This is a genomic window from Vibrio sp. 10N.247.310.24, assembly GCF_041467175.1.
Lineage (GTDB): Bacteria > Pseudomonadota > Gammaproteobacteria > Enterobacterales > Vibrionaceae > Vibrio > Vibrio tasmaniensis_A.
Map to the genome: position 1 here is coordinate 1 of NZ_JBFSUD010000053.1, position 26119 is coordinate 26119.

Sequence of the window (26119 nt, forward strand, 5' to 3'; positions counted from 1 at the left end):
GTAGATGTCTTGCCAAAACCACGTTTTAGGACGAAGAATTTCACCGTTAAACCACTTCACAAACACGTTGTGTTGATAGCCATCGCCGTTAATCCATTCCAGAGCGTGAAGCCCTTCAACGGTACGTTCTTGCGGTGGGAACATTTGGTGCAATGCGTGTTCACCCTCACGAAGCATGATGCGTTGTTGTACTGGCACTTCATGTTCAAGGCGGCGTCCTAAGCTTTTTAGGCTTGGGACTTTCCAACCTTTAGATGGAGCCGTATCAATAAGGCGCTCATAACAAACCGACATTGCAGGTTGCTCTAGGCTCAAGTAGTCAGCTTTGAAAAACTCCCACGCTTCAGGTGTGATGTAGGCAAACTGATTCGGCTTTTGGGTTTGGGATGATTCAAAGTTTTTAGGCAGCAGAGCTGGAGCCCAATCACATTCGTCTATCCCTTTCACCTTCGCGCAGCTACGACGCAAAGTAGAAAGTGCCACGCCATATTCTTCAGAGACCGATTGATAAGCGTCCATCAACTTGATGCCGTTATTCTTAAGTGCAAAGACAGCTTGAACGGTGCGCAATGCTTGCTGTGCTTTCTCTTTGGCAGCATTGTTGTTCTTACTCCAACGAGCCCAAAGCGCTTCACGGCAATACGACTGCTCGCTTTTCTTTTTCGGCAACTCAAGAACCTGATCGCCAACTTGAACTTTGCCTTGTTTTTTCATCAGAGCTGTTTGAGTTGGGACAGGTAACAAGCTGACGTGGTATTCGATCGCTTTTGTCCCTTGTCTTTTTCTTGCTTGCTCTGGTTTTTCTGCCGCTAATTTTTTTAAGCATTCACGAGCATTTCTTTCAGAGCTTGGCAATCCAACGACACCAGCTAATTCACTAGCTATAAACCACATATTGAAACCTCCTAGCTTGCAGCTCGAAGTGAGCGGTAACGACTAGGCCAGAGTTGATCCGGTTTCATCCCTATGGCTTCAGCAATGATTTTTTCGCCCTTTGGCCATGGTGAGCGAAGTGCATTAGCGAGCGTATTTTCACCAAGGCCAGCTTCACGAGAAAGTTGACGAACAGAAAGTCCACGCTTTTTAAGAGCTGCAACAATGTCAGCTCGGTGCCAATCACTTCCTTCTTGAATGTTTTTTTGAGAGACTGTGTCGTTATTCATCTTGGTTACTCCAGTGTGTTGCTTGACTTAGTAACTACATTATTCGATCAAAAGGATGAAACGGTCAATAGAAAGGGATGAATTATTTTCCATCACATCCGTTTGTCCGTAATAAGATAAAAGGCAAAGGCATGAATAAAGACATTAGAAACAAAGAGTTAAACGAAAAGGATGCTAATTCCAGTAAAACGGATGAATCATCCTTTTGTGATGCAGGTCAACGGACGCAATGGTTCATTGCTTCTGAAGTAGCTGGGCATGGTGACTTTCCAACATCACCAAGATGGACGAGAGACCATCTGGCTAAATTATCGGCAGAGAAGGGGCACTTAAAGAGACGGAGGAAAGGGACGAAAGCGACGGAGTATCACATCAGCTTATTTACTCTTGAGACCCAGCAAAGCCTTGGTGCTGAAGGTGTAGAAGAGATACAAGAACCTAAACCTAACTACGGCGAACTATCACGATATAAAGATTTCACAGAAGAATTTGCATTGATACCGGGTTATAGAATTCAGGTATCAGCAGGTCACGGCTCTTTAAATCCAGACCAGCTTGAGCCAACAAGGCATTTAGCATTTAGGCGTAAGTGGTTGAAGTACAGGGGCTTTAAAGAAAAAGATTTAGCGATCGTGTGGGCAAAAGGTGACAGTATGGAACCAACGATTCACAACAACGATACGCTTGTGGTAAACATGGAAAGGAAGAAACCATCAGATGGACACATATACATCTTTAGAAACGGCGATGAGTTGTTTGTGAAGCGCTACCAAAGCATGTTAGGCACTTGGCGTCTGATTAGCGACAACAGCTTCTACAGCGATTTAGACATACCTAAAGAAGAACAACATCAATTTGAAGTAGTAGGCCAGGTTGTTCACATTGCAAAGGACTTAGGCGATTAGATTTAAATGTTTAAACTCGATTTAAACAGCGAACAAACAAAAACCGCCAGTGCTCACTTTGATAGTCTAAATCACATAAATTAGAAAGGATTGCTCAAATCAGCTAAAATTGCTCAACAGCCAAAAACGCAAGCGGGGCTCAAGACCTAAAATCTCAAACCCCGCACTGTATCTAGCTTCAAGCCTAATTTTCCCAATCTTTAACCGCACATAACCTACGTTAACACCCTATAACACAGATTGTTCATATCATTAGTCTCTATACAGCGACAAGAGTGGGTAACCAATCCATACCATCAAAGATGCCATTGCCTACAGTACCCGCTGGGATTTTACCCGGCCAGCTAACCAGTGCAGGGGCTCTTACGCCACCTTCCCAAGTTGTGCCTTTCTCACCGTGATAAGGTGTCATACCGCCATCTGGCCAAGTCATGATCTCAGGACCATTATCCGCAGTGAAAATGATGATGGTGTTATCGGCAATACCGAGTTCTTCCATTTTGGCCATCATTTCACCAACATGGTCATCAAGATCTTTCATGACCACTTCTTGAAGCCCCCAACTATTTTGGCCAAGCATGGCTTCATATTCAGGTGACAGGTGCGTCCAAACGTGACCACGTGATGGACAGTACCAAGTGAAGAATGGCTTATCCGCTTCAACCGCCCTTTCGATGAAGTTGATCGCATGTTTATTTACTTCATCGTCGAGTGTACGCATACGCTCGATCGACAATGCACCATCGTCTTCAATCGTTTGACCACCTTTACCGTCTGATCTTGCATAAATAACATTACGAGGTGCAAACGCATCCAAAGATCCATCTTTTGGCCAATCTGGATCTTCTGTGTATTCCATTGCATTCAAGTGATACAACCAACCCCAATACTCATCAAAACCGTGCATTGTCGGTAAGAATTCATCTCTATCACCAAGGTGGTTTTTGCCAAACTGCCCCGTGACATAACCCATGGTTTTAAGGATTTCAGGAAGCGTTGGCGTGTCGGCACTTAAACCAACTGGGCCACCCGGTAACCCAACTGAGTGCATGCCTGTTCGAACAGGGAGTTGACCCGTTAAGAATGCAGAACGACCCGCCGTACAAGAAGGTTGAGCATAGTAATCCGTTAATAGCATGCCCTTTTCAGCAATACTATCGATGTTCGGTGTTTCGCTGCTCATCACACCATTGTGATAAGCACTCAGGTTTGATATTCCAATATCATCCGTGAAGATAACAAAAATATTCGGTTGCTCTTGTGCTGACCATGCTGATAGCGAAAAGCTACTCAACACACTCATCACAACAAGGTGGAAAATCCTTTTCATAGAATGTCCTTATACTGTTTCAGATTGCTCTTTGTGAACCATTTTTATTCCTACCAAACCAAAGCCAAGCTCCAATAGTAGATAGACGACAAGTAGCCAGTGAGGCATGCCATCTATCAACAAGCTAATGACTCGGCCGGCAGCCAAACCCAACATGAAGACCACCAAACTGTAGAGTGCTGGCAGTCGGTATTTCTTTAGTAACGCCCCTACTATCCAAAACAGAGCCAACGCTAAGTACAACCCCATCACAGCACGAAAGATATGAGTGACATTGATAGGGCTAGCATCAATTCCGAAAAGATAATCAAGGGAGACAACGGGGGCATAACCGTACGACAACGCAATCGGTGTTAAACCCAAAACAGCAACGAACAAAAAAACGCTTTGTGGCTTCATATCCTTACTCTTTTAATTTGGCTCTTTTCAAAAAACATAGTCTACAATCAGCAATATACAAGTTGCATATGTGAAAAATGGATAGTTAAAACACACATTCACACTCGTGCTATTTCACATCGAAGATAAGGATATCAATATGGCTAAATGGCATTACCTACTCGCATCAGCGTTGGCTGTTAGTTCAACCGTAAATGCACAACAGGCCGACTCACAAACAGACACTAAAAAGTGGCAACACAGCTTAGAAATTTACGCACTGGCGCTGAATATTCGTGGCGATACCACCATTGGTAATTTGTCCAGCGATGTTGATATTGATCCAGCGTTCATCATGGATCATTTGGATATGGGAGCAATGCTTCGACTAGAGGGGGTCTATAGCAACCAGTGGGGTTATTACGTTGACTACAGCTACATGAAACTGAGCGGAAAGTCAGATTCAATCATCGGCAACACAGGTATTCTTAATGGCAAGCTTGAGATCAGACAAGGCGTTTTAGAAGCAAAAGGCTTTAAACGCTACCAATACGACATTGGTGCCATTGATTATATGGTTGGATTACGCTGGTGGGATAACGATATTGATTCCAAACTCTACACAAACAGCGGGACAACCCTGAATTCAAGATCTTTAGAAGAAGATTGGATTGATTATCTGATAGGCGTTCGTTGGACCAAGGAACTCAACAAAAATTGGACTGTGCACACGAGCTTAGATATGGGCCTTGGAAGCGATACCGACTTTACCTCATCTCTGTTAACCGGCGCTCGCTATCAAATTAACGACTGGTCGGATTTAAATCTGGCGTATAAATCCACTTGGGTTGATTACGAAAACAAAGGTACCTTTGAATACGATACCGCATCGCAAGGGTTCCTGATTGGTTGGGCTGCTCACTTTTAATCCGATTATCGTAACGTGTTAGAACCCTCGGCCAATCCAATGCCAACCCAACATTGGTCATTTGGATTTAATTTCAATTAAAACGTAAGCCTCGAATGATTCTTATCTCTGGTGATGACCTCCGTCGCCAGAGGTTTTTCTGCGTGAAACTGCACCGCCCTCCCTCATAGAAAACCCATTAAATCATAGACTAACTCTCGCACACCGCGCATTTGATCCATCTAAAAAATTGTAATTTTAGGTCATGGAAATACAGGCTTATGTTTTGAGATATTTAATCTTCATTTAATCTTACCACCGCCCATTCGAACAGTGTTTTTTATTTTGAAAATGCCGATAAAATCCTCTCCCGAAATTTACAAACCAGAGTAAAAACAATGAAAAAATTAGTCTTAGCGGCTCTTACGATTGCCTCAGTTACGGGGATCGCATCAACTTCAGCTTTCGCATCAAACGAAATGTACACATTAGGTGGTGTAGGTATGAATAGCGGTGACGTTGGCGCTCAATTCACGTTAGGTAGCCAGATCGTTCAAAGCAATTGGTATATTGAATCGACGTTACTTGTTATCAGCACTGACGATAAGTCTACTAGCTATAATGGTGACAAGGTGCTTCAAACAGAGCAAGAGTTCGATTCTTTAATGCTCTCATTAACACCTATGTATAAGCACAGCTTCAGCGAAAACTTCGCTGTTTATGGTAAGGCGGGCGCGTTTTACGCACACTCAGATACCAAATTGGTGTTCCGATCTAGCGATAATAATGAAGTCCACAAAGGGTCCCATGGTGATTTTGGCTTAACTTACGGCATCGGCGCAGAATACAAGTCACTAAAACCAGTTTTCGGCCACTCCAAGTTTGTGACTCGAGCTGGATTTGATTGGTATGAGTTCGGCGGAAGTACTGGTTGGTATACCGCTGAGTCGGTACTGAGTATCCAAGCAGGCTTTACCTTTTAATTGAGTCGATAAAAAAGTAAGCCTCTTGTTGTGTGGGGCTTACTTTGTACATTTTTTGATTCAGACTACACACTCTTTCTTCATGATAGCAAGTCCTGTTTCCAAGGTATGTGCCCAAGCTTGTTCGACATTTTCATCATAAAGTGGATCGTATTTTTTAACCGTATTGAGCAAGGAATTAAACCACTCGTTGAGCTCTTGCTCAGAAATATCCATGCCTAAATCTTTATGTCGCTTCCCAAGCTTTCTCACCGAGTTTCGTACGCTCGGCAGACCTGCAGAGTTATAGATAAGGATGATTGAAGCTTTAAGCATCTTGGTTTGTTGCTCTAACCCTATGTTTTCAAATCGCTCTGAAAACCTAGGGTTGTGTTCGCAGAAGTCCGCCAAAAATGTTTCTAGAAATTCTTCATCGATCCTGCAACGCTCAAAGCTTTCATAAAACAGTTCATTAGGTGTCATTTTGTTGGTTCTTCGCATTCGCCAGCGATCCTTAACAGTCCATGTCATCTAAGTATAAGCCATTATGGTATAAGTATACGCCACTATGGCATAAAGTGAGTTGCACAGATCTTGTTTCCATCAGGATCTCGCAAATAAGCCATGTACAAGCGACGCTCGTCAGAACCTCTCGCTCCGGGGCCATTTTCAATACTGGTACCGCCATTTTCGACGCCAACACGATGCCACTCATCTACAACTTCTGGGGAGGATGCAAGAAAACCCACCGTCATACCGTTGCCGTGAGTCGCAGGCTGACCATCAATCGGCTTCGTTAAACCCAACACACCCGTTTGGCTAACGTAAACACAGCGCCCTTTGGGATCAACAGAACCTTCGCTATAACCAAGCACTTTCATGATTGGGTCATAAAAAGCCTTCGCGCGTTCAATATCTTTGGTACCGAGAAAAACATGGCTGAACATAACTAACCTCTTCTTTTATTGAAAGAACCACCTAAACTAGACCTATAATTCGTGATTGTCTAGGCACGCTATTCGGCCACAACTGTTGCTTAACCCATTGAGTAAAAGCTAAAACTTAGCCCGTTGCTCCATGTCTTTCAGGAACTCAGTTAGTCTAATCAACAATGCGTTGTGCGCCCTGTCCTTGGTCATGCAGAATATCTTCAGGGTTCAACAATTGGCATTTCTGCATACTCAAACACCCGCAACCAATACAACCAGTTAGGTTTTCTTGTAGCGATTTAATCTGCGCCATCTTGCTGTCCAGTTGCCCCTGCCATTTCTTCGCAACGCGTTCCCAATCTCGCTTAGTCGCGGTATGGTTCATTGGCAGTGTTGATAACTCTTCGGTGATCTCTTCGAGCGTGAAGCCTATCGACTGCGCGACTTGTATCAACGCAATTCGTCTCAACATCGCCGACTGATACCGGCGCTGATTTCCGTTAGTACGAATCGAAGCAATCAACCCCTTGGTTTCGTAAAAACGTAACGCCGAAGGAGCCACGCCACTGCGCTCTGCCAACTGGCCTATGCTGAGGTATACGATGTTTCTCATTGTTACACTATCCCTGCATAAATATTTAAAGCTTACTTTAACTTTAGAATAGCGACCTATTGTTACCTTAACCAGTTAATGTCCTTAAACTTTGACTGCGGGCTCAACGAAAAGCAGTCATGAACATGGCTGCTTTGTCTAATTGAAGGTCATTCGATTTCTAAATCTGACTCATGATCGATTTCAAGTTCTCTACTATTTCGGCATTGATGATTTCTCCCGTTTCTACATTAAAGTTATCGTAGAAACTCGGCACCGACATCGAACCCTTCACATCTGCGTCAAAGTAAGGTGCCGAATTTACCGCAGACGACAACACAGAGCTTGCGCCGCCTGGGCCTGGTGATGCGGCCAACATAACGACAGGCTTGCCTTGGTAAACCTTCATATCAATTCGAGATGCCCAGTCGAACACATTCTTAAAGGCCGCGGTATAAGAACCGTTGTATTCTGCAAACGAAATGACCACAGCGTCAGCTTCGCCAATCTTGCTAAAAAAGCGCTGCGCGTGCTGGTGAATACCCGACGCCTTTTCTCTGTCTTCACTGTAAATCGGCATTTCAAAATCATTAAGATCAAGCACTTCAACTTGCGCGTTGTTCGCAAGGCTTGCGGTATAAGCCGCCAATTGTTGGTTAATCGATACTTTACTGTTGGTCGCGCCAATCGCTAATACTTTCATTATTTGCCCTCGAATTCGGTTAGAAACATTTCTTTAAAAATGACAAGGTGATACTTGATGTTTTTGGATTGGAGAGGATGATAAAACCTCAAGTTAACTTGAGGTAAAGTGATATTTTCAGAAATAGGAAATAATTTAAAAACGCTAATAAAGCAGTGCATTACAGCAGGTGTAATATGGATTGGTATTGCATGGCAAAAATAAGCACACCCAAAAATGCAGTGGGTGTGCTTTATTGAAGTGTTATTTACTTAGATTGATTTAATGGGCTAACGCCCGAATAAGTAACGCCTGACAACTCCGCCATTTCTCGATTCCATGTCGCTAAATCGTGCGAGTTAAACTGATTTAAATGATCATGGCCGCACGCTCTCGCCATCACTTGCATCAATTCATTCGAAGCTTCGAAGAAGTTCTTGAGTTGATTCGATGCCTTCTCGACATTTAACCGTTGGCGTAAATCGGCTTTTTGAGTCGCGATGCCCGCCGGGCAATTATTGGTGTTACACATTCTCGCTGCAACACAACCTATCGACTGCATGGCACTGTTCGAGATAGCGACCCCATCTGCACCAAGCGCCATCGCTTTTACGAAGTCCATCGGAACACGAAGCCCACCAGTAATGATTAAGGTGACTCTGTCACTTACGCCTTGCTTGTCTAGATAGGCTCTGGCACGAGCAAGCGCTGGAATAGTTGGCACACTGATATGGTCACGGAACATTTCTGGCGCCGCACCTGTGCCACCGCCTCGACCATCCAAGATGATGTAATCGGCACTGGCATCCAATGCGAACTGAATATCCTCTTCAATATGATTGGCACTCAACTTGAAGCCAATTGGGATTCCGCCTGTCACTTCTCGAACTCGGTCGGCAAAATTTTTGAAATCCTCGACGGTTTTTAGATCAACAAAGGTGGGTGGAGAAATCGCGGCTGTACCTGCTTCAATACCGCGCACCTCAGCTATCTTGCCAATGTTCTTCGCCCCAGGTAGGTGACCACCTGTTCCGGTTTTAGCACCCTGCCCACCCTTAAAATGGAAGGCTTGGACATTTTTGAGCTTAGATTCATCGTAACCAAACTGAGCACTGGCCAGTTCATAAAAGTAACGTGAGTTCGCGGCTTGCTCTTCGGGTAACATACCGCCCTCACCAGAACAGATACCTGTCTCTGCGAGTTCCGCGCCTGTCGCTAAAGAAATTTTCGCTTCTTCAGATAACGAACCAAAACTCATATCAGACACAAATAAAGAGATGTTCAATTTAAGCGGCTTTTTCGCTTTTGGCCCAATAATCAGCTCAGTACCGACGGGCACATTTTCCAATAACGGTTTAGTCGCCATCTGTGCGACCATCACTTGAATATCATCCCAGTGAGGTAATAGATATCTTGGAACGCCCATTGAAGTCATTGGTCCATGGTGACCCACTTTGGATAAACCATCGCGCGCCAGTTGATGGATAAACTCGACGGTAGGTTCTTCTTTGGTTGCGCTCGCAGCAGGAGACAAGTCTGGCGCAGCCGCTTGGATGTGAACCTCTGGGCCTTCTTGCCCCACTTGTTCCGCCGTAAACTGTTTATGAGTGCCATCACAAAAAGGGAGGTTGTTTGAATATTTACAGCGGCATAGGTACGCGTCGCCGTTTTCTTCGGCCACAAAACTCTTAGGTTTAAAGCCAGTTCCGGCATGAGAACCATCACAAAACGGTTGGTTTTTCGATTTACCACAGGTACAGAAGTAATACTCCTCCCCTTCTGTTAGTTCCACTTTGATTGGCTTGTTATCCGCTATTACTGGATTATTCATAGTTCGTTCACCTTTTCTTTCTTATGATTTGATGACTGAAGCGATGACTTGCTCACAAGAGTAAAGTAAAGGTGAGATGCCTGGCGAATTCAATAAATGAGATAGATTGATAAGTTAGTGAACCGAATCAACACAAACAAAAATGGCCACCTAATCGGTAGCCATTGTGTTTTAAATATGAGTCTAAGCTAAACGTGAAAGGTTAATCGAATAACTCGATGACCAGCTTATTGTCTTTAATCACTAGATTGGGTTCCGATGATTTAATCAACGACTCTTGCACTTTATTGCTGTCGAGCTTGTAAACTGGAGACTGGGACAAAGCAAAACCAATCATAGAAACGGCAGGCTTAAGTAGTTTGGCAATCTCTGGCGAAAGCTGTTTATCTTTTTCTTCAAAGCGCTCTAAACGCAGTGATTTCAAATAAATCTCGCCGCTCTCTTTGTCGTATTCAGGAATCGCACTGAACTCGATATCCAAGTCCAACCCCATATTCGGCATATTGAACACCTGAACTTTTGCATTGGTGTTCGCTAAAACAGACACACGCTCGGTATCAGCTCTACCAATCTGCACCGCTAAATCATCAACAGCGACTTGCGCATACATAACGTTTTGCACACCGACTTCTTGTTCTAACATCACCGAATCTTGCAGGTAGTTCGTCATTTCTTGTTCAGTCACACTGTAGCTAACACAACCGCCGAGCATCAGCGCAGAAGCTGCTAAAATGAACTTTTTTGCTACGTTAATTATCATCAATATCAGCTCTTTATCGTTAGTGATTAGCGCGGGGTTTACTGTGTGTTCATCAGCAAACAAAAAGTAAAAACACGATATCCGTGAATATATTTACTAATAGCATGAATATCAGTAAGTAAAGCACCAGATTGGCTTTCCCGCTTGAGATAATGACACTTGTCAGCCAAACGCCATCAGATTTGTGTGCTCGAATTAATTGAATTTTGCTTCTAAGCTTATAGGATATTTAGGGGGCTTACTGAAGGTTTCATCATGGATATCGAAACATGAAGAGTGAGCACAATGCCATCAAAAAGAGTATCACCTGAGCCAATAACTCGTTCTGTGATTTTGTTATGCAACACCGCATGCCTGCACCATAGTCAGTGGGTTGGAGAACTGCGTCTCCATAACTGGAAAGCTCAAGTTGCAGAAACGACCGAACAGGCCATTCACTTACTCGAGACACGCAGCGAAAGCTACGCACCAATTGTGGTTTCTTGTCTAACATCATCCTCAATCGACAAACAATGTGAGCAAATATCAGCGTTAAAGGCTCACTCTCCAAGTTTAAAAGCAATCGCTATCTGCAACCAACCACCAAGCCGCAACTTATCACTCATTAAGCAAACCTTTTGGGATTATTACCACCTGCCTATTGATACAGAATGGCTTTGTCGAAATTTAGGGCATGCGTATGGCATGGTAGACACCAAGCAAACTAAACCTACCTCGTGCCATGAATGTCAATTGGTAGGGCAATCCAGAACCATCCAACAACTTAAAAAGAAGATAGCCAAGATCGCTAACAACGATTTTCCAGTGCTGATTCAAGGGGAAACCGGAACAGGAAAAAGCCTATGTGCGCGTTTAATACATGAGGCCTCAGCCCGCAGTCAAAAACCTTTCATCGCTGTAAATTGTGGCGCAATTCCACAATCCCTGATTCACTCAGAGTTATTTGGCTTTGAAAAAGGCTCGTTCACGGGTGCAAACAAACGCTACGTCGGACACGTGGAAAGAGCGAATGGTGGCACGCTATTTTTGGATGAGATCGGCGACCTTGAACTGTCGCTGCAAACCTACTTACTCCACTTTCTAGAAAATAACTTGATAGAGCGACTCGGCAGTAACAACCAATTGCCCGTAGATTGCCGTGTGATTTTCGCCACCAACGTCAATATCGAACAAGCCGTTGCTGCGGGTAAATTTCGAAAGGATCTCTTTCATCGCATCAATGTACTTCCATTAGACCTAGTACCACTCAATGATCACAAAGAAGACATTGAGGATTTGGTTCGATTTGAACTGAAGCACAATTACGCATCCAAAACCAAACTGCCTAGTGACACCCTTGAGCAAATGAAACAGTACCATTGGCCAGGCAATGTCAGAGAATTATTCAACTGCATAAAAAGAGCGATTGTTCTTTCTAACTCAAGCGCCCTCTCTACTCGTCATATGGGAATTCAATTAAAAGACGCGTCGCCCGATACTGAGAGTGACGCACGACTGTCTTCAAAAAATGTTCGTCGAGTGATTCAGCAACACCACTACAATATTTCCCAATCCGCTAAAGCATTGTCTATTTCCCGAACAACCTTATACAAGCTGATTAAAAAACATCAGATAGTAATTTAAGTCGCCTAACTAGCTAACTAAATAACTAAATAACTAAATAACTAAATAACTAATAACTAATAACTAATAACTAATAACTAATAAAGCAGCCTAACAAACTAGGCTGCTTTGGAGTTTAGTTGTACTCAACTAATGAAAGTACTTATGGCTCAGGAACAGTAAATGGACAAAACATCACAGGTTGCAATGTTCGATGTTTCCATAAATGCTTGTTGCAAGAACAGCGAGTCAAACGTTGCTGTCACTTGATTAGATAGCATTCCTGCAGTTCCGGTTGGTAACACATTTGGCGCATAAGTTTTACTTACTTGTGTACACACTTGGCCAATCGCATCACCAAAGTTCGGTATCCACTCTCCTTCACCTGTTTTACAAGCAAACAGCTCAGGGTCGGCACTTAATGCACTACACATATTACCAGCACCACATGTGGTCACATCCTCAAGATCATCACAAGGTAAAGCAAAGTCGAGGTAATAACTGCTGTTGACTACTTCAGTAGGTAAATCAGAACGGCTCAGAGAGTCATCCTTAGAATCCACCAGCGATTCAATGGCCAATGGGATATCACCGGTATTACATATTTCAACATCATAGGTTTTCTTAAGCACAACTTGGCCACCATCAACCTCTAAGAAGCTATTACACACTTTAGAAATTTCAACCATCGGGCTCAAGTCTATTGGTGGACAATTGTAGGCCACTGGCGCTTGAGCATTCACGATAAGCCCATCAAGATCCACCGAACCATCTATTACGCCAACGGCACCATTATTTACAGACAGATAATTCCCCATGAATGAGAATGACTCACCGACACTCCACACTTCATCGCCGTTACCAACCACTGGAAGCGCGCCTAAGATTGGTGATTCAGATAAAAAGGCCACTTCGTAATCACCGTTGGTGCCTAACGAACCAGGACCAGTATTGGTAACCGTCACGGTGTAGTCGATGTTGAACATGCCATCAACCGTAAAGCTGGTTGTGTTACAAGTCGCCGCTATATTGATGCTACATAAACTGAATGAACCGACAACGAAGTCAGCCAAAGATGCATCAATTGAACGAGAAGCTCGTGACTCCACTAAGAAGCTACTGAAACAAGGAATATCCTCAATGCCAAACTCATCATTCAACAGAGCTGATAAGTTTAATCGACCTTCCACAAAGCTCTCGGTTGGAATCGTTGTTGTTTCACCCGTTTTCGCGAGATAGTCCCAACCTTGTACATTGGGTAGATCAATTGCCCCGATAGAATCATCATTTGAAATCGCACAGATCTTCTCGACGCCGACTGCGCCACTGTCACATCTTGCTCCCACGAAGTCATTCGATTTAGGGTCACCGTCCGTTTGGAAAATTCTCGTCATGTTGTCGGTGACATCACCATTATTTAAATCCCACTGCAACACTTCTATATACGGATTACCGCCACTGGCTTGTGGGAATGAAATCAGCACAAGGATATCTCCATTGATATGCTGTCCAACAAAGTCGCCCTTAGTTTTCCCATCCGGCAACCCTACTTGGTCTTGTAAGAACCAGAAGCCAATGTACATATCACCATTGTTCGCATATCGGTCTGCACCAAAGTAAATCAGCAAGTCACCTTCGCTTTCAAAGGCAGCGGCATACGCATTAGTAAAGTCATCTTTTGGTTGTGGTGACGCGGTACGGAACGCCCAATCTGTAATGTCGGAATCATCTTTTGACCCACCCTTCCAAAAGATTTGGTCGATACCATTACGGTCTTTTTGGAAAAATTCTGCAATCCCAACCATGCTGTTAGGATCATTTACGTCATCCCAATCGATAGCACTATTATCACTGGTCGCGTTACCATCGAGTTCCATCACATCAACAGTAGCCCACGCCAACTGGGGGCTACTAAACAACAAAAGCACACTAAGTAAATAATTTATAACCTTCATGTTCTCTCTCCATTTGTTCATATTTATGCTTTTAGGGTTTTCTGCCTGCCCAAATTAGAGAAAATCCTTTGGCAATTCGTAGGTTCGATAAAGCATATTCCAAGCCAATTTCAACTAATTGATTTGATTGATGTTTATATATTGAAGGCACACCTTTATTGGACGCTTTGTTATCATTTGTCCACAAACCAGAGATTTGACCAAACAATCAAGGACTTGAAAGGATGAACAAAGTGTCGACGTCAGACATTCTTAGAGCTTTGGATACAAGGTAAGTGATCTTTAAAAGGTACAATCACGTAGCCATTGCTAGATTATTGAATAACAAGCGATTGAATTGACGGGTGCCGACTTAACGGGTAACTGAAGGTTGACTCGTGAAATGATAGGCGAACAGACGATGACACAACTTACGATATTTTACGATGGGACATGTCCATTGTGCGCAAAGGAGATGGCGGCACTTGCCAAGCATGATGTCGAGAATAATATTCAAACCATCGATATCTACAGTGAAGCCTTTTCAGACTACCCTCAGATTGATGCCGACGCAGCCAACACCGTTTTGCATGCACTGGATGAGAATGGAAAGCTGCTGCTAGGTTTAGACGTGACCTACCAAGCGTGGCGCTTAGTAGGAAAAGGTTGGCTATATGCTCCATTGCGTTGGGCGATATTTAAGCCAATGGCCGACTGGTGTTATTTACGATTTGCCAAGAACCGATATAAAGTCTCTTTCTGGCTAACTGGAAAGTCACGCTGCGATGGTAACAGCTGCTCAAAATAGTACTTGGCTAAGACATACCACTTGCGACTTTGTAATACACCACACCAAACAGCGCAGCAAAAACTAAAACGGTAACCGCGACTTTTAACCAAATAAACTTCATGTTTTGTCCTTTAAATTCTGTTTACTGTTTCGCGAGCAACGTTACCACAACAAAACATTCGGTTGGGTAATGATTTATAGAACTTTGTAGTGAGTCTTGATAACTAAGTGAGAACCTTTATGTCGGCAAAAGAGAGAAACCTTCCCACTCATCGAATTTCTAGGTTCAGTAAGTTTGCCTCGCTGGCGACAAGGGTCGCAGGTAATGTGATAACGGAAGGCACCAAACAACTCGCACAGGGCAATAGGCCTAAAGCAAAAGACTTAATGCTGACGCCGCAGAACATTGCTCGTCTGACTGACCAACTGGCACACCTGCGCGGTGCAGCGATGAAGCTTGGCCAAATGTTATCAATGGACGCTGGCGATGTTCTCGAACCTGAACTCGCCGACATTCTTTCTCGCCTACGCTCAGACGCCGACCCACTACCGACAAAGCAGCTCAACCAAGTATTAGAAAGCTCACTAGGCATCAACTGGAAAGCCGAATTCCTTTCCTTCAACTTTAAACCTATCGCCAGTGCGTCCATAGGACAAGTTCACCAAGCTTACAGTGATGCGGGAGACAAACTTGCCATCAAAGTCCAATATCCAGGCATTCGAAAAAGCATCGACAGTGATGTCGATAACGTAGGCACATTGCTGAACATCGTTGGGTTGATACCCAAGTCTGTCGATTATAAAGGCTTATTAGAAGAAGCTAAGAAACAGCTCCATGATGAAGCGGATTATGCTCGCGAGGCTGACTACGCGACACGTTACCATAATGCACTGAAAGAACACGCTCACTTCGTCGTGCCTAAGATTCACCCTCAAATGTCTTCAGAATCAGTGCTCGCAATGGACTTCATTGAAGGCGTCTCGATAGAGCAAATAGAAGGTTACGATCAAAGCACCCGTGATTTTGTGATGCACAGCTTGCTTGAGCTTCTGTTCAGAGAGTTATTCGACTTCAAGATGGTGCAAACCGATCCTAACTTCGCCAATTACTTGTATGTAGAACAAACACGACAGATTGGCTTATTGGATTTCGGAGCCACCCGTGAATACAGCGACCGTTTCAGTGATGGTTATCGCATGGCTTTCACTTCTGTAGTTACTCATGATGAGCAGGGGTTAAACAAAGCCCTAGAGCAAATTGGATTTTTTAGCGAGACAATCCTCCCAAACCAACGCCAAGCGATTCTCAACTTAGTGAAAATGGCCTGTGAACCCATGCTTGTCGATGAAGGTTACGACTTCAAAGCCAGTGGTTTGGCCCAAAGGCTTCGTGAAGCAGGAACCATACTCAGCATGGAGCAAGAGTATTGGCACACGCCACCAGCAGACGCTCTATTCCTCCACCGAAAGATTGGAGGCATGTACCTGCTGGCATCTCGCCTTGGAGCCAAGGTGAATATCAGGCGCTTGGTGGCGCCCTATTTGCTAAGCGACAGCTGATACTTAACTGATAGCTGATATTGAAGCAATTCTGGTCTTTAAAGTGATCATTTTAAGTCGTTGAACAGTAATAACAGTTACGCCAACTAAAATGAGTCAGACTTATGAAACATTCGATGCTGTGCTCCACCGCCCTAATCGCGAGCCTAACGAGTTCATTCGCTTTTTCAGCTAGCTGCCCTGAGATACTTAACGGTAAACAAAGGTTGTTAAATTCAAACGAAGAGATTGAGCTGTGTGAAGAGTTTCAAGGTAAAACTTTATTGATCGTGAACACGGCAAGTCAGTGCGGTTTCACCCCACAGTTCGAGCAACTTGAGCAGCTTCACCAAACGTATAAAGACGAAGGATTCACGGTTGTTGGTTTCCCAAGTAATGATTTTCGCCAAGACAGAGGAAGCGAGGAGCAGTCCGCTAAAATCTGCTACCTAGATTATGGCGTCACCTTTCCGATGATGGCGCGCGCTTCACTCTCTGGGCCAAACGCAAATCCAGTCTTTGCCGAAATCCAACAACAAGCTGGTATCAAACCGAAATGGAATTTCTACAAGTTCTTGGTCAGCAAAGAAGGCAAAGTGATAGCAACCTTCCCGAGTTCTACATCGCCAACCAGTAGTACCCTCAAAAATGCTATTGAGCAGCAGTTATGAGGTCAGATTACTTGGAGACAACTCAAACACGCAACACCATGGCCAAGCTGGGTTATATGGGTTTAATCCCCTTTTTGTTCGGCCTACTGTTATCACTCACCGACAGCCAATTCTTTAGCTTGAGCGGCGAAACATTCTTCATCACCTACAGCGTGGTTATCTTGAGCTTTTTGTCGGGTATCTTGTGGGGTAATGGGATAGAGAACTTCGAAAGCCAATCCAGCAACAAGGCTCTGATTCTAAGCAATATTATTGTGTTGGCAGCGTGGCTAGCGGTGCTACTCGGTGAGCAACAAGAGTTCCTCACCACTCTGATTCTGATCTTAGGCTACATTGCGGTTTGGCGAGCGGAAAGGTCAATGAGAGAAGAGAATCAAAGTGAAGGCCCCGACGGCTACTTTGATATGCGAACCCGACTGACCTCTAGTGTCGTATTAATGCACGGTATCGTGATGTTGACCTAGGCGTGCGTACGCCCATATTTAAACCGGCATCAAGATGCGGGCTCTAGATAGGCACTCTCTTCTTTAATGGCACCAAAACCATCGACAAATACAACTCACAAACCAGTCAATTCCTACTGACGACTCACCAATAAATTCGCACCAGACAAGGCAAGAAACACAGAACATGCTTTATTGAAACGCTTGGCCATCTGAGGTTTTGAAAACCAATGTCGTAGATATAAGCCAAAGGCTGTATAGATAGAAATTGCGAGCATTTCTAATACAAGAAACGTACTTCCCAAAACAAAGAATTGAGTATTTACGTTCGCAGAAACATCGACAAATTGAGGAAGGAATGCAGTGAAAATGAGTATCGCTTTTGGATTGCCCGCCGCGAGTGCGAACTCTTGTTTAACAAGACCAAACCAGTTCTTATTTCGCTCGATATCCGCGACCGGGCTGGCTTGAGATCGCCATAGGTTAAACGCGATCCACAACAGATACATTGCACCAAATAATTTGATCAGGAAAAACAGCGTTTCAGAAGTATAAAGCACAACCGCTAAACCAGATGCAGCCAAAGCAATCATGCCGGAAAAAGCAAGGATTCTTCCTAGACCAGCGACAAAGGCGGCCTGAAATCCGTAACAACGGGCGTTGTTCATTGATAACAAATTGTTTGGGCCCGGTGTCATGTTGAGCGCGAAACAAGCGGGGATGAATAGCATTAACTTCCAGATTTCCATTTTTCGTCCTTGTTAAAAACTTCGTAAATATTTAATCAATGAACGAATGCAGAAAGCTCTGTATTTCCGCTTCACATGCCGCCATTTTAATTAATCCTTACTCGACAATATAATGCTCTTCGTCTGGTTCAATCAAATTGTCTGCAATACCAATTTCGCCCGCGATGAAAATCGCACTCGCTATCGTTTCTAATGTTTTATTCGGCTCTCGATCCGGTACTTCGCCCACTTCAGGAACGGGCTGCGATCGCGAGATTGAATTACAAACGACACTTTCACAAACGATATTGTTTTGTTCCTGTCGAGAAACCTCAGGCGGCTTGAAACCCGATGAATTGAAGTCGGGAGTATCAACACTCTCGGTTGTAAAATGAGAATCACTGTATGAGGCAGCTGAAAACAGAGAAAGGAGCAACATCCACTTATTCATATATCTTTCCATCGTTAGCATTCGTTATATTTATAAATAATATCTAATTAAAATAATTATGAACAGTGTTTTATTATTAATAATTCATATACCTCTAGACACTTATAAGGATACCCCGCACTCTAGATGAAGTGAGTTCAACTTACATGTGACTGCTTACCTAGCGTAAACTTATCGAGCAGCGCCTGCGGAACAGGAATAACAGAGTATCGAACAAAGACGACTAACGTCACTATTGCCACAAAACTGCCTAAAACAAAGTCATGAACATCAATCAACACCCAACCAAGAAGCCTGTCACTGGTAATCGCAAGTATGGCGATACTCAACGCTGCCATCCATTTACGGTGATCATAAGGTAAATATTCCATTTTTTGGCTCACGATATAGAGCAGTGACAACCTCACGGCATAAGTACCACAAAGCACCACTACCACGGCCCACACGCCATAAATCGGTGTCACAACAAGATAGCCAATGGTTGCTAAGATCGCACAACCACCCTGTATCCACATTTGCGACTGACTTGAGTCACCGCTAAAACAACCGAGGTTAAGGTAATCCCCTGCATTCTTAATCACGCCGATGGCCAAGAGTGCCACGACGATGGTACCCGCATATTGATAACTGCTAGGCAAAATCAAAGTAATAAAACCGGGTACAGTGAGGATCATCAAACAACCCAACACAATGGCCAGATTAACGCCGACTAGCGCTCTGTCCGCACACTCTTTCTTACCATCAGGTTGTTGCAGCATGGCCACCCGATTTGGAAACCACCACAAAGCATAAGGCTGTAGTAGTAAGCCAAGCAGCAACGCAAACTTACCACTGACCGCGTAAATCGCCAGTTCTTCAACGCCTACAAAGCTCGCCATCACCCAGCGGTCTAGCCCTGTGATCATATACATCGAAGCTCCACCGACTAACGTGGGCAATCCAAATTTTAGGATCTTAGCGGAGTATTTGAGGCTGCCAAATGAGCCCATCTCCTGCCATTGATAACGCAGCAAACACAGCATCAATAACACACTCGAAACAGCGGCAGATATTAGTACACCATCAATGCCATAACCCGCTTCAAGCAATGCAAACGTCATAGCAGCTTGCACACTCGCCTTCATTACATTGAGCATGCAAAAGCGCTTAGCCATCGCATTCATTCGCATCAATGTTAACGGGATAGAAATCGCACCATCTAACATGGTCGGTATTAGCAAAAGTAGGATTTGATAAGGCTGGAACTCGACGGGAAGCATCAGTAACAACAACGGCATACTAAGAGCAATTAAAGCCCCTCCTAGCACACAGACCAAGACACTCAACGTGAAACAGTTCGAGACAAGCTTTCTCTTTTCTTCACCCTCAGCGACGCCCACATACCGGTACATTGCCTCAACAATCCCAAAGCTAAATAAGATCGTCCCGATGTCAGCCAACAAGACGATGGCTTCTAAAGAACCGTATTCAGCCAACGTCATCTTATGGGTGATATAGGGGATCATCACGAGCGAGATCCCTTTCATCATCACGATGCCGATGGCGTAATAGGCCGACTGTTTTAATGAACCCATAGAAGTCACCTATTCCTTACAATGCAGGCATTAGGAAACTTTTACAGTCCCCAAGAAGATGTCGTAAGGTTCTTTTTTGAGGAGCCAACGCTAACGAGCGGATGCTATAAGACATGGCCCGTCGGTTCTGTTGTAAGCCTCTGTAATAGTCGGCGTAACCTTCTAGTATTCTTGCCTTTGCAATTTTGAAACTGGACGTCCGTAAGTTCCATCTCAGACTGTCATCTTGGTAACGTTGAAGAATGGTTTCGATAGACTGCAAATTTCTCAATTTAAGACTTTCAGTTTGGGTAACGGAACTCGCTCTCATCAAGTAACCAACCTGCACGGAGTTCAACACACCGATCTGATGGCTTTCACTCATTCGAAGCCACAGTTCCCAATCTTCCCCATACTTAATGTCAGCATTGAAACTGTCTGTTTGAGAAAACACATCCGCTTTCACCATGACGGTTGAGGTACCAATAACGTTATTTTCGATAATGAACTCTAGCGGGCTCTCAATATTAATGAACAACTCGTCTTGGTCTTGAAACTGCGACCAGTAACTAAAACAGTCGATAATCACTTGGTAGTCTTCAGTGAGGTGCTCGTAGTTAGTAAAGCTCATCGCAAGATCTGGGTAGCGCTGATGGAACTCGAGTTGTCGTTCGATTTTTTCTGGAAACCAAAAGTCGTCAGCGTCTAAAAAAGCAATGTATTCACCGGTCGCCTTTTCAATCCCTAGGTTTCTCGCTTGAGGCGCGCCAACACCCAAAGTGGATAATTTAATGATGCGTTCATCATGGATTGACGCGAGATAAGTAGACGTTCCATCGTTGCTGTTGTCGTCAATAATGATCAACTCCACGTCTTGATGCGTCTGCTTCAGTACGCTGCCAATTGCCTTCGGCAGGTAATCCAAACAGTTGTAGGTCGGGATAACAACACTTACTTTAGCCATAATGACGCCCCAGAATTATACGTTATATGGCTGTCGTTGCAGTTTCTATGCCGAGAGTGTATTGCTATGAAATCACTTTTAGATCAGTCGCCTACGCAGATACTCTCAAAATGACGAACAGGGTGATCAGACATGAGCGTCAAAACTCCAATTTGATTATCAATTTGAGAAAATGAGCGACTTCTGGGGGGATAACCTTCGGAAAACCATCGAAAGCCCTCCAAAGCTACGATTTTATCTTGGTTCGTATTTTGCTTATTTGACTTTAATAGCATTAGTCAAAGGAGCAAAAAATGAAGAAAGTAGCATTTATAGCACCAACTTATCCTGTACTTAGCGAGACCTTCATCCAAACAGAAGTCGACTCGGTGAAAGCTTGTGGACACGATGTTTGCGTGATGGCATTTGAGATAGAAGAGAGTGAAAAGTCATTTGACTATGACATCATAAAAATTGGTAAGGATGTTCGGGCGGGTAAGATAGCCAGCATCAATTGGTTTGGCTTTCTCCGGGCGGTATCCTTTGTTTCCAAGCAAACCAGTATGCCCAAAAAATCACTGTTCGCTTATGGATTCAAACTGGCGCTGCAACTCGCCGAGAACGACGTCGAGCACGTTCATGCGCATTTCTGTCAGCACACTACAGCTCACGCCATCGTCGCGGCAAAGCTGCTGAATATCACCTGTTCGTTCGTTGCTCACGGTCATGATGTTTACGAGTTCGCTTATGATATTGAACATAAGATTTCATCGAGTGATTTTGTGGTTGCAGTATGTAAAGACATGCTCGCTGACTTCAACACCATGGCGAAAGGAAACATTAAACTCCTGCACTGCGGAGTTAATACCAAACAATTCCAACTCAACCCAAAAGCCGAAACGAAACAACTTCGCTTTGTTTTCCTTGGCCGATTAGTGGAGCAAAAAGGCATCCACCATCTTATTGATGCATTGGCGCCGATTGCCGAACCTCTCGACATTCATCTCGATATCATCGGTACTGGCGATTTAGAGCAACAATTAAAATTGCAGGTCAAAGAAAAAGGACTTGCTCGAAACGTGACCTTTCTTGGCGCGAAACCTCACGAGTGGGTGAAAGAGAAACTATCGAACTATGACAGCCTAATCGCGCCCTTCTGTTTTTCCGAAACCGGGTGTGTGGATACAGGGCCACTGGTTTTAAAAGAAGCGATGGCCGTGGGAACACCCGTCATTACCACCAACATCATGGGATGCAAAGAGATCGTCTCACCAGAGACAGGTTTTGTGGTTAGCGAAAAAAACGTGGAAGAATTAAGAGAAGCGATTGAGCGTTTCGCGCAGCTGAGCAGTAACGATAAAACATCGATGGGTTTAAAGGCACGTGAGAGAGTGAAAGACAGTTTTAATTCGATCAAACAAGCTCAGCAATTATCTCGTTGGATAGAGAACCCAGCTCAATAAGGAATAGCTCAGACGGCTGAGCATCGCAAGAACGGCTAAGCACCATACGAGCTACTAAGCACATCAAAACAACTGAGCACCACAAAAACAGAAGAGCGCTACATTGATTTGAAATGTAACGCTCAACTTAGCACTGCCTAATGATGGCAACTTATGCTTACAGTAACTTTTATTAGCTTTTCATTAAGAAGCCTAGCTAGCCGGCTCGAAGTGCCAAAATAGACTCAAGATCTTCGATGTCACGATATTGAGCTAGCTCCTGCTCTTTCGATGAAATAGCCACAATCGACATTCTATCGGCCAATTCGTTACCTTCAATACCAACGTGACCGTTCACATGGTAGATGGTGATTTTTGAAGCCAGTTCTTGGTAGAGAGCATACGCAGGCTTAATAATATCGAGGTTTTTGATCTCGCCGCCCGACTTAGTCCAGCCCTTTTTCTCCCAACCCGTTGCCCACTTAGTAATACAATCAATTGAGTACTTAGAGTCACAATAAATCGCTACAGAGAGACCCGCGTTTAGCTTCTCTTTTGCGAGCAAAAACGCCTGTTTAAGGCCATGTAACTCAGCGGTATTATTGGTTCCAACAGGTTGATACAAGCCATACCACAATTCGGTTAATTGGTTGTTTTGGTATACCGCTAAACCCGTCCCCGCTTCACCAGGGTTTGGTTCACACGCACCATCGGTAAAGATCTTGATATCAAAATGCATATCTGTGATTTGCTGCTCCGAAAGAGGCGGCACCTTAGCTTTCGTTGACTTACCCGCAGAGCTTGGCTTTGTCGCAGTAGAACCTGACGCAGACGACGTTTTACCACCGAAAGCAGACTCGGCCTCGCCTAGTGTTGGAAACGATTTATATCTCGCACCAGCAAAACCATCAACTTGCGACTTACACTCATTCCAAGTAGTAAAAATACCCGGTGTGCGACCTTTCCAAACCACATAATACTTCTTAGCCAAACTAACTCCTTACCAAAACCTAAACACACAAATAGTGAATCAGTACATTAGATGCCACCAAGCTATACGTTGCAAGGTCTATCACTCTAAAACAGGTCTAAAAAAGCTGCGTTCATAACTCACGATGCAATCAACTTCGTCTGCAAATTCAAACGCTTTAATGCACTCAGCATCGCTCAGCGACTTAACCCGATATTCTTCGTAGGCAGTCAAACTTTCAAAGGTAAACAACGCCAATGCAATATTGTTCGCCCCTTCCGACGGTAAGAAATAACCGTTGTGTTGACCTCCGAATTTAGCGACCAGAGGAATCCACATTTTTGCGTATGCCTCAAACTCACTTACCTTTTTAGGATCAATTACATATCGAACATAACAAGTAATCATAGTTATTCAGCCCTTAAATAATAGGAGAAACACAAAGCCGAAGTTGACGTTGAAGCTCAAGAAAAAAGGTAATCAACCGCAACGAGGTTATAGAACAAAAACACGCCCATACTGACGCCAATCGTTAGCAGCACATTGCCTGTTTTCCAAATCAACAGACCTGTGACCACCGCGCCTATCAAGTATGGGTTTTCAAGGCTTGGCCAAAATGTTTGTTCTGGTGCAAATACAATTGGCCCCCAAATCGCAGTCAGTACCGCAGGGCTTGAATAACGCAATAGGCGCCTTGCGGTTTGATTGAGTCGAAGCGGGATTGCAGGCTCAAGAAACAAATACCGACTAAAGAAAACAATCGCCGTCATAAGTAATATCGTTAACCAGATCATCTCTATTCCCCTTCCACAATTGTCTTGTTGCCGTTGTTTCGCTCTTGGAACGATTCGCTGATAAAGCCCGCTAACATACCGGCAATCGCTGCAATCATTAGCCCGCCCTCAATATTGTTAACCGACATGGCAACCGATGTGACCAATGAAACCACCACACATACGACAACAGGCAATGTTCTGATTAATGGAAAAACTAACGCAATAAAGGTTGCTGCGACCGCAAAGTCGAGCCCAATCTCGTTAAGTGATGGGATTTGACTACCTGCGACAATGCCGACAAAACTCGCAATATTCCAAACAAGATAAAAACCACCGCCGACCCCTGCTGCATACCAGTGGTTAAACTCTTGCTGAGATTGGCCACTACAAATCGCGAACAGTTCATCCGTCAGCCAAAAGCCAAGTAATAGACGCCAACGAGCAGGAAGGTGGCTGATTTTGTCACGCATCGATACGCTGTATAAGAAGTGTCTAGACGTGATGAATAAGGTAGTCAACAACATGGTGCCTAGACCAATACCCGCTTTGAACATACCCGCGGCGACAAGTTGTGCTGAGCCAGCAAATAGAATAGCCGACATCGCTTGCGCTTGAAGCTGACTCAATCCTGCATCTATCGCATATGAGCCCGCTAGAATTCCCCAAGGGATTACCGCAATGCTCAAGGGCATTCCCGCTAAAACGCCCTTCCATAACTGTGTTCGTCTATCCATTGTTTCACTATCCATATAGTTCTTTTCTCTCTTCACATTGGCTATTCAATGTAAGAGGAGTTGAGTCGGTTCGATTGTACAAATTTGCTAGATTTCATGTCCCTCTGTTTGCCACACTTAACCGAACTTAACACGAGTTGGCCATGCCTTAGCCACGCAAGTTTAGAGCATTTTGATGTATTGCCCCGGCGTGTAACCATTGGCCTTTTTGAAATGTCGATGAAAATGGCTTTGATCATGAAAGCCACACTCTTGCGCGGTATCTGAAATCGTATGCCCTTGCTTCAATAACTTGCGAGATAACCTCAATCTAGACTGAATCTGATACGCATGTGGTGGAAGGCCGAACTCTTTCTGAAAAGAACGCACTAAGTGAAACGGGCTCAAAGCCGCTAACTTAGACAGTTCCTCTAGCGACACATCGGCTTGTGGGAAATCATCTAAAAACTCTTTCACCAACACAAGCTGGCGCTGAGTTTTTCCATCGAGTTGAGGGGTGAGCGGCGATTTTCCATGTCGGCTAATCAGCTTAACCAACATCCCGTACATCAATGTTTCTCTTAACAAACGATTGTCGGATTCATCAATCGTGTTAAAGACCAACCTCAATTGATTAGCGAGTTCAGGGTCTTCAACCACCGCTCTTGGGAAGTAAGGCGCACCGTAGTTCGGTAGGTTAAGCTCTTGAGTGATCTTGGCAAGTTGCTCTGGGAGTGGATACATGGCTCGATACGCCCACCCCCCTTCAGTGGCAGAGTGACCGCTATGAACTTCGTCGGCATTGACCAAAATAATCGCATTTTGTGGTGCAATATGATGCCCGCCCGTTCGATAGAAACGCTGAGCGCCTTGTTCGATGACTCCAAGCGTGTAGCCCTCGTGGCTGTGGCGTGAGAAGTTCTGCTTTTCGTATTCAGCATCAAGAATTTCAAGGCCACCGAGCTCTTCCGTTATCTTATATTCGGCCTTTTCTTTAGAGCGCTTCTTGTTCTCCATAACAATTTCCAAGCCTGTTAATTATCGAGCGACTTATCAGTCTACTCTATAGTCTCTTTCAGCTTTTGTACAAAATTGCGCTTTTGTTTGTTAATTCTGTTTTTATCG

Annotated in this window: 27 protein-coding genes and 2 pseudogenes; 9 read left to right on the forward strand and 20 right to left on the reverse strand. The window is 44.2% G+C overall.

The window, feature by feature from the left end:
* The coding region (locus AB6E08_RS15845; protein ID WP_372160080.1) for a DNA-binding domain-containing protein at positions 1–894 on the reverse strand (894 nt) is incomplete at its 3' end.
* 11 nt (positions 895–905) lie between these two features.
* On the reverse strand, positions 906–1163 hold the full coding sequence (locus tag AB6E08_RS15850) for a helix-turn-helix transcriptional regulator (protein WP_069669230.1): 258 nt from the start codon (positions 1161–1163) through the stop codon (positions 906–908).
* 131 nt (positions 1164–1294) lie between these two features.
* On the opposite strand from AB6E08_RS15850, the gene AB6E08_RS15855 reads away from it, so the two are divergent.
* Positions 1295–2068, forward strand: a complete 774-nt coding sequence (locus tag AB6E08_RS15855; protein ID WP_372066905.1) for a helix-turn-helix transcriptional regulator — start codon at positions 1295–1297, stop codon at positions 2066–2068.
* Between the two features lie 265 nt (positions 2069–2333).
* On the opposite strand, the pseudogene AB6E08_RS15860 reads toward AB6E08_RS15855, so the two are convergent.
* Positions 2334–3398: pseudogene (locus AB6E08_RS15860) on the reverse strand (sulfatase-like hydrolase/transferase); the annotation flags it as partial.
* A 9-nt stretch (positions 3399–3407) separates the two neighbouring features.
* Complete coding sequence (locus AB6E08_RS15865; RefSeq protein ID WP_371996676.1) at positions 3408–3797, reverse strand: DUF4345 domain-containing protein; 390 nt, start codon at positions 3795–3797, stop codon at positions 3408–3410.
* 139 nt (positions 3798–3936) lie between these two features.
* On the opposite strand from AB6E08_RS15865, the gene AB6E08_RS15870 reads away from it, so the two are divergent.
* Complete coding sequence (locus AB6E08_RS15870; protein WP_372066908.1) at positions 3937–4704, forward strand: hypothetical protein; 768 nt, start codon at positions 3937–3939, stop codon at positions 4702–4704.
* A gap of 377 nt (positions 4705–5081) precedes the next feature.
* Positions 5082–5666 (forward strand): hypothetical protein, encoded by a 585-nt coding sequence (locus AB6E08_RS15875; protein ID WP_372066911.1) that lies wholly within the window; start codon positions 5082–5084, stop codon positions 5664–5666.
* Between the two features lie 60 nt (positions 5667–5726).
* Here AB6E08_RS15875 and AB6E08_RS15880 read toward each other — a convergent pair whose 3' ends face one another.
* From AB6E08_RS15880 to AB6E08_RS15905, 6 genes are all read right to left on the reverse strand, one after another.
* Positions 5727–6128, reverse strand: coding sequence for a globin (locus AB6E08_RS15880; protein WP_102249544.1), 402 nt, complete (start codon positions 6126–6128; stop codon positions 5727–5729).
* Between the two features lie 83 nt (positions 6129–6211).
* Positions 6212–6592 (reverse strand): VOC family protein, encoded by a 381-nt coding sequence (locus AB6E08_RS15885; RefSeq protein WP_009847216.1) that lies wholly within the window; start codon positions 6590–6592, stop codon positions 6212–6214.
* A 154-nt stretch (positions 6593–6746) separates the two neighbouring features.
* Entirely contained in the window at positions 6747–7187 is a 441-nt protein-coding gene (soxR, locus tag AB6E08_RS15890; protein WP_372066914.1) for a redox-sensitive transcriptional activator SoxR, read from the reverse strand.
* Positions 7188–7347: 160 nt separating this feature from the next.
* The gene (locus AB6E08_RS15895; protein ID WP_372066917.1) at positions 7348–7869 is read right to left on the reverse strand and encodes an NADPH-dependent FMN reductase; all 522 of its coding nucleotides are present in this window, start codon (positions 7867–7869) and stop codon (positions 7348–7350) included.
* A 247-nt stretch (positions 7870–8116) separates the two neighbouring features.
* A complete protein-coding gene (locus tag AB6E08_RS15900; protein ID WP_372066920.1) occupies positions 8117–9679 on the reverse strand; it encodes a glutamate synthase-related protein in 1563 nt (520 codons plus the stop codon).
* A 202-nt stretch (positions 9680–9881) separates the two neighbouring features.
* Positions 9882–10439 carry a DUF1439 domain-containing protein gene (locus tag AB6E08_RS15905; RefSeq protein WP_102249522.1) on the reverse strand — a complete coding sequence of 186 codons (558 nt, stop codon included), beginning with the start codon at positions 10437–10439 and terminating at the stop codon, positions 9882–9884.
* A 285-nt stretch (positions 10440–10724) separates the two neighbouring features.
* Here AB6E08_RS15905 and AB6E08_RS15910 point away from each other — a divergent pair, with 285 nt between their 5' ends.
* Positions 10725–12062, forward strand: a complete 1338-nt coding sequence (locus tag AB6E08_RS15910) for a sigma-54-dependent Fis family transcriptional regulator (RefSeq protein WP_102249521.1) — start codon at positions 10725–10727, stop codon at positions 12060–12062.
* Positions 12063–12204: 142 nt separating this feature from the next.
* On the opposite strand, the pseudogene AB6E08_RS15915 reads toward AB6E08_RS15910, so the two are convergent.
* Positions 12205–13996: pseudogene (locus tag AB6E08_RS15915) on the reverse strand (hypothetical protein).
* Between the two features lie 400 nt (positions 13997–14396).
* Between AB6E08_RS15915 and AB6E08_RS15920 the strand changes: the two are divergent.
* The 4 genes from AB6E08_RS15920 (at position 14397) to AB6E08_RS15935 (ending at position 17439) form a co-directional block, all read left to right on the forward strand.
* Entirely contained in the window at positions 14397–14783 is a 387-nt protein-coding gene (locus AB6E08_RS15920; RefSeq protein WP_372066924.1) for a thiol-disulfide oxidoreductase DCC family protein, read from the forward strand.
* Between the two features lie 222 nt (positions 14784–15005).
* Positions 15006–16325, forward strand: a complete 1320-nt coding sequence (locus AB6E08_RS15925) for an ABC1 kinase family protein (protein ID WP_372066926.1) — start codon at positions 15006–15008, stop codon at positions 16323–16325.
* Positions 16326–16429: 104 nt separating this feature from the next.
* Positions 16430–16975, forward strand: coding sequence for a glutathione peroxidase (locus tag AB6E08_RS15930; RefSeq protein ID WP_017100991.1), 546 nt, complete (start codon positions 16430–16432; stop codon positions 16973–16975).
* Entirely contained in the window at positions 16972–17439 is a 468-nt protein-coding gene (locus AB6E08_RS15935; protein WP_372066929.1) for a DUF3429 domain-containing protein, read from the forward strand. The genes AB6E08_RS15930 and AB6E08_RS15935 overlap by 4 nt, the downstream gene beginning before the upstream one ends.
* Positions 17440–17552: 113 nt before the next feature.
* Here the strand turns inward: AB6E08_RS15935 and AB6E08_RS15940 are convergent, their stop codons facing one another.
* From AB6E08_RS15940 to AB6E08_RS15955, 4 genes are all read right to left on the reverse strand, one after another.
* Positions 17553–18167, reverse strand: a complete 615-nt coding sequence (locus AB6E08_RS15940) for a LysE family translocator (protein ID WP_372066932.1) — start codon at positions 18165–18167, stop codon at positions 17553–17555.
* A 97-nt stretch (positions 18168–18264) separates the two neighbouring features.
* Entirely contained in the window at positions 18265–18618 is a 354-nt protein-coding gene (locus tag AB6E08_RS15945; protein WP_102257805.1) for a hypothetical protein, read from the reverse strand.
* 116 nt (positions 18619–18734) lie between these two features.
* Entirely contained in the window at positions 18735–20171 is a 1437-nt protein-coding gene (locus AB6E08_RS15950) for a lipopolysaccharide biosynthesis protein (protein WP_054541732.1), read from the reverse strand.
* Positions 20172–20187: 16 nt separating this feature from the next.
* Positions 20188–21114, reverse strand: coding sequence for a glycosyltransferase family 2 protein (locus AB6E08_RS15955; protein WP_102491512.1), 927 nt, complete (start codon positions 21112–21114; stop codon positions 20188–20190).
* A gap of 293 nt (positions 21115–21407) precedes the next feature.
* Here AB6E08_RS15955 and AB6E08_RS15960 point away from each other — a divergent pair, with 293 nt between their 5' ends.
* Positions 21408–22556 (forward strand): glycosyltransferase family 4 protein, encoded by a 1149-nt coding sequence (locus AB6E08_RS15960; RefSeq protein ID WP_372066935.1) that lies wholly within the window; start codon positions 21408–21410, stop codon positions 22554–22556.
* 196 nt (positions 22557–22752) lie between these two features.
* On the opposite strand, the gene AB6E08_RS15965 is transcribed toward AB6E08_RS15960, so the two are convergent.
* The 5 genes from AB6E08_RS15965 to AB6E08_RS15985 form a co-directional block, all read right to left on the reverse strand.
* Complete coding sequence (locus AB6E08_RS15965) at positions 22753–23526, reverse strand: viroplasmin family protein (protein ID WP_122046414.1); 774 nt, start codon at positions 23524–23526, stop codon at positions 22753–22755.
* 81 nt (positions 23527–23607) lie between these two features.
* Positions 23608–23913, reverse strand: coding sequence for an NIPSNAP family protein (locus tag AB6E08_RS15970; RefSeq protein ID WP_102249511.1), 306 nt, complete (start codon positions 23911–23913; stop codon positions 23608–23610).
* A 56-nt stretch (positions 23914–23969) separates the two neighbouring features.
* Entirely contained in the window at positions 23970–24299 is a 330-nt protein-coding gene (locus AB6E08_RS15975; RefSeq protein ID WP_009847233.1) for an AzlD domain-containing protein, read from the reverse strand.
* A 2-nt stretch (positions 24300–24301) separates the two neighbouring features.
* Positions 24302–25030 (reverse strand): AzlC family ABC transporter permease, encoded by a 729-nt coding sequence (locus AB6E08_RS15980; protein WP_041472873.1) that lies wholly within the window; start codon positions 25028–25030, stop codon positions 24302–24304.
* A gap of 147 nt (positions 25031–25177) precedes the next feature.
* Positions 25178–26011, reverse strand: coding sequence for an AraC family transcriptional regulator (locus AB6E08_RS15985; protein WP_372066939.1), 834 nt, complete (start codon positions 26009–26011; stop codon positions 25178–25180).
* Positions 26012–26119: the final 108 nt, after the last annotated feature.

Excerpts from the sequence above, each read along its gene's own strand:
- AB6E08_RS15850 (WP_069669230.1), bottom strand. The coding sequence starts at position 1,163 with ATGAATAACGACACAGTCTCTCAAAAAAACATTCAAGAAGGAAGTGAT.
- AB6E08_RS15985 (WP_372066939.1), bottom strand. The coding sequence starts at position 26,011 with ATGGAGAACAAGAAGCGCTCTAAAGAAAAGGCCGAATATAAGATAACG.
- AB6E08_RS15855 (WP_372066905.1), top strand. The coding sequence starts at position 1,295 with ATGAATAAAGACATTAGAAACAAAGAGTTAAACGAAAAGGATGCTAAT.
- AB6E08_RS15895 (WP_372066917.1), bottom strand. The coding sequence starts at position 7,869 with ATGAAAGTATTAGCGATTGGCGCGACCAACAGTAAAGTATCGATTAAC.
- AB6E08_RS15950 (WP_054541732.1), bottom strand. The coding sequence starts at position 20,171 with ATGGGTTCATTAAAACAGTCGGCCTATTACGCCATCGGCATCGTGATG.
- AB6E08_RS15935 (WP_372066929.1), top strand. The coding sequence starts at position 16,972 with ATGAGGTCAGATTACTTGGAGACAACTCAAACACGCAACACCATGGCC.
- AB6E08_RS15960 (WP_372066935.1), top strand. The coding sequence starts at position 21,408 with ATGAAGAAAGTAGCATTTATAGCACCAACTTATCCTGTACTTAGCGAG.
- AB6E08_RS15920 (WP_372066924.1), top strand. The coding sequence starts at position 14,397 with ATGACACAACTTACGATATTTTACGATGGGACATGTCCATTGTGCGCA.
- AB6E08_RS15875 (WP_372066911.1), top strand. The coding sequence starts at position 5,082 with ATGAAAAAATTAGTCTTAGCGGCTCTTACGATTGCCTCAGTTACGGGG.
- AB6E08_RS15940 (WP_372066932.1), bottom strand. The coding sequence starts at position 18,167 with ATGGAAATCTGGAAGTTAATGCTATTCATCCCCGCTTGTTTCGCGCTC.
- soxR (WP_372066914.1), bottom strand. The coding sequence starts at position 7,187 with ATGAGAAACATCGTATACCTCAGCATAGGCCAGTTGGCAGAGCGCAGT.
- AB6E08_RS15945 (WP_102257805.1), bottom strand. The coding sequence starts at position 18,618 with ATGCTAACGATGGAAAGATATATGAATAAGTGGATGTTGCTCCTTTCT.
- AB6E08_RS15870 (WP_372066908.1), top strand. The coding sequence starts at position 3,937 with ATGGCTAAATGGCATTACCTACTCGCATCAGCGTTGGCTGTTAGTTCA.
- AB6E08_RS15865 (WP_371996676.1), bottom strand. The coding sequence starts at position 3,797 with ATGAAGCCACAAAGCGTTTTTTTGTTCGTTGCTGTTTTGGGTTTAACA.
- AB6E08_RS15900 (WP_372066920.1), bottom strand. The coding sequence starts at position 9,679 with ATGAATAATCCAGTAATAGCGGATAACAAGCCAATCAAAGTGGAACTA.
- AB6E08_RS15885 (WP_009847216.1), bottom strand. The coding sequence starts at position 6,592 with ATGTTCAGCCATGTTTTTCTCGGTACCAAAGATATTGAACGCGCGAAG.
- AB6E08_RS15910 (WP_102249521.1), top strand. The coding sequence starts at position 10,725 with ATGCCATCAAAAAGAGTATCACCTGAGCCAATAACTCGTTCTGTGATT.
- AB6E08_RS15955 (WP_102491512.1), bottom strand. The coding sequence starts at position 21,114 with ATGGCTAAAGTAAGTGTTGTTATCCCGACCTACAACTGTTTGGATTAC.
- AB6E08_RS15925 (WP_372066926.1), top strand. The coding sequence starts at position 15,006 with ATGTCGGCAAAAGAGAGAAACCTTCCCACTCATCGAATTTCTAGGTTC.
- AB6E08_RS15980 (WP_041472873.1), bottom strand. The coding sequence starts at position 25,030 with ATGGATAGTGAAACAATGGATAGACGAACACAGTTATGGAAGGGCGTT.
- AB6E08_RS15970 (WP_102249511.1), bottom strand. The coding sequence starts at position 23,913 with ATGATTACTTGTTATGTTCGATATGTAATTGATCCTAAAAAGGTAAGT.
- AB6E08_RS15880 (WP_102249544.1), bottom strand. The coding sequence starts at position 6,128 with ATGACACCTAATGAACTGTTTTATGAAAGCTTTGAGCGTTGCAGGATC.
- AB6E08_RS15975 (WP_009847233.1), bottom strand. The coding sequence starts at position 24,299 with ATGATCTGGTTAACGATATTACTTATGACGGCGATTGTTTTCTTTAGT.
- AB6E08_RS15930 (WP_017100991.1), top strand. The coding sequence starts at position 16,430 with ATGAAACATTCGATGCTGTGCTCCACCGCCCTAATCGCGAGCCTAACG.
- AB6E08_RS15905 (WP_102249522.1), bottom strand. The coding sequence starts at position 10,439 with ATGATAATTAACGTAGCAAAAAAGTTCATTTTAGCAGCTTCTGCGCTG.